The organism is Oceanobacillus sp. MO10714A (assembly GCF_037072045.1).
GTDB lineage: Bacteria > Bacillota > Bacilli > Bacillales > Amphibacillaceae > Oceanobacillus > Oceanobacillus indicireducens.
Genome location: NZ_JAXHDC010000083.1, coordinates 1 through 6002 on the forward strand (window position 1 = coordinate 1; position 6002 = coordinate 6002).

General features: G+C 34.0%; 8 protein-coding genes. 4 read left to right on the plus strand and 4 right to left on the minus strand.

Going from position 1 to position 6002, the window contains the following annotated elements; genetic code table 11:
* Together SPD53_RS19305 and SPD53_RS19310 are read right to left on the minus strand one after the other, a co-directional pair.
* The coding region (locus tag SPD53_RS19305; protein ID WP_442946279.1) for an LOG family protein at nt 1-190 on the minus strand (190 nt) is incomplete at its 3' end.
* Nucleotides 191-222: 32 nt separating this feature from the next.
* A complete protein-coding gene (locus SPD53_RS19310; protein ID WP_336253520.1) occupies nt 223-537 on the minus strand; it encodes a MazG-like family protein in 315 nt (104 codons plus the stop codon).
* Nucleotides 538-860: 323 nt separating this feature from the next.
* Between SPD53_RS19310 and SPD53_RS19315 the strand changes: the two genes are divergently transcribed.
* Complete coding sequence (locus tag SPD53_RS19315) at nt 861-1058, plus strand: DUF2281 domain-containing protein (RefSeq protein ID WP_156857380.1); 198 nt, start codon at nt 861-863, stop codon at nt 1056-1058.
* Nucleotides 1051-1386: a type II toxin-antitoxin system PemK/MazF family toxin gene (locus tag SPD53_RS19320; protein WP_336253521.1), complete on the plus strand. Its 336-nt coding sequence runs from the start codon at nt 1051-1053 to the stop codon at nt 1384-1386. Before SPD53_RS19315 ends, SPD53_RS19320 begins: the two co-directional genes overlap by 8 nt.
* A 151-nt stretch (nt 1387-1537) precedes the next feature.
* Here SPD53_RS19320 and SPD53_RS19325 read toward each other — a convergent pair whose 3' ends face one another.
* Nucleotides 1538-2302 (minus strand): MerR family transcriptional regulator, encoded by a 765-nt coding sequence (locus SPD53_RS19325; protein WP_156857379.1) that lies wholly within the window; start codon nt 2300-2302, stop codon nt 1538-1540.
* 923 nt (nt 2303-3225) lie between these two features.
* Nucleotides 3226-3966, minus strand: a complete 741-nt coding sequence (locus tag SPD53_RS19330) for a class I SAM-dependent methyltransferase (protein WP_336253522.1) — start codon at nt 3964-3966, stop codon at nt 3226-3228.
* A gap of 426 nt (nt 3967-4392) precedes the next feature.
* On the opposite strand from SPD53_RS19330, the gene ant(9) reads away from it, so the two are divergent.
* Entirely contained in the window at nt 4393-5178 is a 786-nt protein-coding gene (gene ant(9) / locus SPD53_RS19335; RefSeq protein WP_336253523.1) for an aminoglycoside nucleotidyltransferase ANT(9), read from the plus strand.
* Between the two features lie 244 nt (nt 5179-5422).
* Entirely contained in the window at nt 5423-5905 is a 483-nt protein-coding gene (locus SPD53_RS19340) for a hypothetical protein (RefSeq protein ID WP_336253524.1), read from the plus strand.
* Nucleotides 5906-6002 lie beyond the last annotated feature (97 nt).

The window sequence follows — 6002 nt, forward strand, 5'->3', positions numbered from 1 at the left end:
CTATCACATTACCACCACTGTGTAAGGAAGCATCAGCCAATGCACCCATACATCCCACTTGGGCTCCACCGTAAATTAAAGTTTTATTATTATTGGCTAATTCTTCTCCAAATCTTTTTGCATGTTCTATATAAACGCTGTTTATTCCCGTACTTGACCCACAAAATACAGCAAGACTTTTAATCTCCATTTCAACCACACCTTTGCTCCCGGTTTATTTACTTAAAGATATCTATTGGACAGCTTTCGTTTATGTTCTAAGAAAATTTCTTCCAAATCTATATTATATTTATTCGCAATAACAACTACATTACCTAATACATCACCAAGTTCTTCTGTTAAATTCTTCTTACTTTCTGCTAATGAAATAGGATGCTCATCTGGTCGGTCTCGTCCGATTTCTAGAGCTCTAATTGCTCTAGCGACTTCTCCCGTCTCTTCTGACAAGAAGCCAATACGTACAAAAATATCTAAATCAGCCCAACCTTTTGACTTATAATATTCAGCAATCCAATTTTGAAATTCCTTCGCTTCCATTTTAGACTTCTCACCACACTTCAAATAAAATTAAATGAACATTATTCTTTGAAACATCTTAAATTTCATGACCTTTAGGTGAATAAGTGAAATGCTATAATCTCTTGAATCTCATAACAATCTTTATAAATTGTAACATTTAAGCACCTATAATGACCACAGAGAGTGGCATTTCTTATATACAAATAAGTCCAGGGATGAATGAAAGAAAATGAAGCAAATAATCATAATTATAAACCAATGTTTGAATCATGAATATATAGTGAAACGTAATATGAAGTGATATAATAAAATAAAATATTCATAAAAGTGGTGATGAATACGTGAATACTGCTAAGGATCGTTTACTTAAAATTATTGATGAAATACCTGAAAAAGATGTGGATAAAATTCTGGATTTTGCCGAGTTTTTAAAAGCTAAAAGCGATAAAAGTGTATCTGAGGATTTAACAGAAGCCAGTGAGAGCAGTTTGGATTTTTGGGATAATGACATTGATGACGAGGTTTGGAACAATGTATAAACAAGGTGATATTGTTTTAATACCAGTTCCATTCAGTAATTTAAAACAACAAAAGCAACGTCCTGTGCTCATTATTTCAAACGACAGTTATAATGAGGTGATGGAAGATATCGTTGTTTTAGCTATCACTTCAAAAATTAGGGATCTTTTATATTCTATTGTAATCGATTCAAAAGATTTGACAGAGGGAGAACTTAAAAAAACATCAGAAATAAGGGCAGACAAAGTATACACACTATCTAAAAATATTGTCAGAAAAAAATTTGGACATGTGAACACTGAAAATTTGGAAGCTGTTCGGGTGAAAATAAATAAAGTTATACAATAAAACATATGGCACGGTCTCTAACTATCTAAGAGTTCGTGCCACTCCATAATTTATATTATTCATCATCTTCTTCAATACGGAATAGATCATTCATATCTTTAATATTTAATGCACCTACCATATAATATGACTACAGGGTGCTTTTCGACTATTACTTCTTCATTCCTGTATAGATGTGAATGGCATCTCGTAAAAATGCGGCAGTACCGGGTTGTTCTTTATCGTAGTATGCTGTAAATCTTTCATCATCAACATATCTTTGAGCAAGGCCTGCATGTGCTTCCTTACTGTATTTGCTCCAATAAAAAGTTAGCCATTGTTTGTGTAAATCAGCTGCTTTTTGAGCGATATCACTAGCTGGATCACCAGTTTTAAAAGCTTTCGATAATGTTTCTGTTAGCTGTTCTGAAAGCTTTGTCACAGCTTCATATTCTTCCTGAGTCATGTTCATTATCTTTTTATTCGATTTCTCCACTGTCTCAATTCCATGTTTTTCACGAATTTCTTTCCCATATTTGAGCTCATTTTCATCTATCATTTTTTTCTTAAATCCTTCAAATTTTTCTTTATCTGACATGTTAATTTTTCTTTCTTTTGAAGCGATTGTTTTATCTACATTTGCTATCAGTAGATCTAGCTGTTCTCTTTTTTCAAGGAGTTTTTGCCGATGTTCTTTAAGTGCAGTTACTCCATCAAAAGAAGGTGCAGTTAAAATATCCTTTATGCTATTTAAGCTGACGCCAAGCTCTTTATAAAATAGGATTTGCTGTAATCTGTCTATCTCTGCCTGACCATATATCCGATACCCTGATGAATTAATTCTTGCCGGCTTAAGAATTCCAATTTCATCATAATATCTCAATGTTCTTCCACTAACACCTGCTAGTCTTCCAAGACTTTGCACTGTATATTCCATCAGATCACCTCCTTGTAAATAATGTTACACCTTTACGCAACGTCAATGTCAACAGTATTAAATAAATTTCTTTAAAAAATATCCTTAAAATCTATGTTAAAACTTGCCTGTTAATTTTGGCATTCGGAAAGCAACTTCATCTTACTTTAATGGGAAAGCAACTGAGTTTTATTTTCCCATTAGCTTGTTCACCTTACTTTAATGGGAAAACAACAGGGGTTTATTTTCCCAATAGCATATTCATCTTACTTTAATGGGAAAACAACAGGGTTTTATTTTCCCATCAGCATGTTCATCTTACTTTAATGGGAAAACAACAGGGTTTTATTTTCCCATCAGCATGTTCATCTTACTTTAATGGGAAAACAACAGGGGTTTATTTTCCCATCAGCATGTTCATCTTACTTTAATGGGAAAGCAACTGAGCTTTATTTTCTCATTAGCATATTCATCTTACTTTAATGGGAAAACAACTAGTTTTATTTTCCCATTAGCATGTTCATCTTACCTTAACGGGAAAACAACTAGGATTTATTCTCCCATTAGCATGATTATCTTACTTAATTGGGAAAGTATCCGTCCGCCGGGCAACTGAACGGTAATCAGGACGCACAAATAATGACCGAGCAAGATACTTACGTTCAATGAGAGCATTCATTCATTTTGAGAAGGCTTTTTTAATTAATAACGGCTAGTACAACATTAAAGGCTAGGGGCGTTAAATTAGGATGATTTGCTTCAATTTTTCAGGGTGCGAAAGTTCAGTTAATAATAAGCATAAAAAAACAGCCAACTTTTAAAGTTAGCCGCTTCTTTTGTTCGGATAATATTCATTTAATTCTACTGTTCACCATTATTGACTTAAAAAATGATGTTTTTAATTTTTATAAACACGCCCGTTATAGAAGAGTGACCAATGCCAATTAGCTGTTATCCTTTTCTGCCGATATCATTAAGAACATAGGTCTTCGAGTCTCATTTTTCATTTCAGGAATACTTATTAACATTTCATCAGAAGGAACCGATTCCTTTACAGCTTTTACAGTAAAACCAGTGTCAATTAAATCATTTATATATGTTGAAATTGTACGATGGTATTTTATAACATGCTCATCTAGGAAGGTTGTTTCACGTACTCCTTCTATTTGGTAATTATCAACTGGCCAATGCAGAGGATTTCCCTTTTCATCATAATACCAATCCTGTTCATTCCGCGAAGTGAAAATTGGATGTTCAACTGAGAAAACGAAATTTCCATCGGTCTTTAGATAATCATGAACCTTTTCGCAGATTAATTTAAACGACTTGATATAGTGAAAGGCCAACGAACTGATTACTATATCAAATTGAGAGCTTGAAAAATCTATGTCTTCAATGGGAGCTTTTATATACGAAATTAAAGGATCATTTGTCATTTCGCGTGCTCTTTGAATCATTTGTTTAGAGATATCTACACCTATAACATAGCTTGCTTGTTGCTCACGAGCATATCGGCAATGCCAGCCAAAGCCGCAACCTAAATCGAGAACATTTTTATCTTTTAGATTTGGTATTAGTTCTCTAAATATATGCCACTCTCCGGCACCTTCAAGTCCTTTAACTGATCGTGGCATTTGTTCATAAGCGGAAAAGAAATTTGGATCGTCATATTTATTTTGTTTCATTTTCAATACATCTCCTATTATTAAGATAGCCTCCTAAAATTAACATTACATCTATTTTAGGAGGCTATACGTCTCCTGCTAACCATTCGTTTCACCTCATTATTTTCTCTTTAAACTATATTTTTATAATAACACAACGCTTTACGCTTAATCCTTCTAATTCCAATAACCTAATTCAATTAACTGGCTCAACAGTTGAATAAATGTTGTGGAAACCTTTACATATATAGCAATCTCTATAAAATGTATCATCTAAAATTAAATTAATATAAATGTATGATAAAATTCAAAGTAAGACAGGAGGTTTTTAGAATATGAACTGGGGTTTAACTGCAGAATAATCGCTCTATTTTAATAATCGGGCCAGAATTATGGAGTAATGTATGTGGACTTTTAGTAGGATTTGAATAGGGGAGTATGTAGCCGATGAGCAATATGACTAATGAACAAATACCAAAGGAAGCATGGAACGCATTAAGAATTGCAAAGAATGTACTCGGAAGCAAATTAATCGGTGTTTACCTTTATGGCTCGTCAGTAAACGGTGGCTTGCGTATCAATAGTGATGTCGATGTTCTTGCTGTCGTAAATCAGCGATTATCTAAAACTACTCGAAAAAAACTGACAGAACGGTTAATGACGATTTCAGGAAAAATAGGAAATGAAGAGGGGATGCGCTACCTTGAATTCATCGTTATTAATGAAAAAGATAACGTACCCCGACAATATCCACCGAGGAATGAATTAGTCTATGGTGAATGGCTTAGATCCGAGTTTGAAAAGGGTCAAATTCCGAAGCCAACGTTTGATCCTGACCTAGCTATAGTTTTAGCACAGGCGCGGGAGTATAGCATTTCACTATTTGGACCTGAGCTGTCAACGATACTTGATCCCATTCCGATAACAGATATTCAAAAGGCAATAAAGGAGACTTTACCAGAGTTAATTGATGGTATGAAAGGTGACGAACGTAATGTGCTATTAACTCTTGCTCGCATGTGGCACACTATGTCTGAAAGTATAATTTCTCCAAAAGACGTAGCTGCACAATGGGCAATCCCTAGATTACCAAAGCAGCAGGCGAAAGTGATCGATATCGCTAGAAAAGCTTACCTTGGAGAGTATAATGATAATTGGGATGGAATGGAAGCTGAAGTCATGCCGTTAGTCAATCATATAAGGGAAAAAATAGAGTCTCATTTCAATAGCTGAGCAATTTCTTGCAAAATTAAGGTCTTTAGCAATTGGATGCGATTGTTTTAAGATAAACCCAATAAACAAGATTATCATTTCTTATATGAAGTGAACAAAAGAATTAAATACATATCATCCAAACGAAAGAAGCAAAGTCCTCTTTTTATGAAAACTTTTTTGTTGTCATTTCTTCTTGAATAATGTATGGTAATACTTGTGCTTTTAAAGTGCGTAGTAAAACAGTTAGGAAAGAAGGGATTTTTTGAAGAAAGGACTTGCCATTCTTCTTGGTATTATATTAGTAGCCGGTTGTTCAAGTAACGATACTGATGAACTTGAACCGCAGGAACAGGAAGAATCTAATGAAATCGTTGACTCTGACGAAAACCTTGAAGATGAGGTCGACGGTGTTACTGAAGATGAAGAAAACGATGAAAACTCCGACGGTGCTACTGAAGATATAGAAAACCAAGAGGACAATTCTGACGATCGGGATACAAGCGATACAGTAGCAAATAATGGTGATTTGGAAACATATCCAGAGTTTGACATAATAGCAGAGCATATTGACTTAGATAAGTATCAAGGCGTTGTTGAAACGGATAACAAAGGAAACCGTATTATTTTATTTGAAGATGAAAATGGGCATTCAGAATACAAAAGTATTTTCATCAAACATGATAACCGTTTAAAGATTGTTGAATTTAATAATGATGGTTTACTATACAACGAGATTATAAAATAATCATCTCTTTAAAGACAGTAGAGGTTAATGAATTTACAATTATCCTTGAAGATTGATAACCATATTAGTTTAAAAAGATTGCCTTAGATGGCAGTCT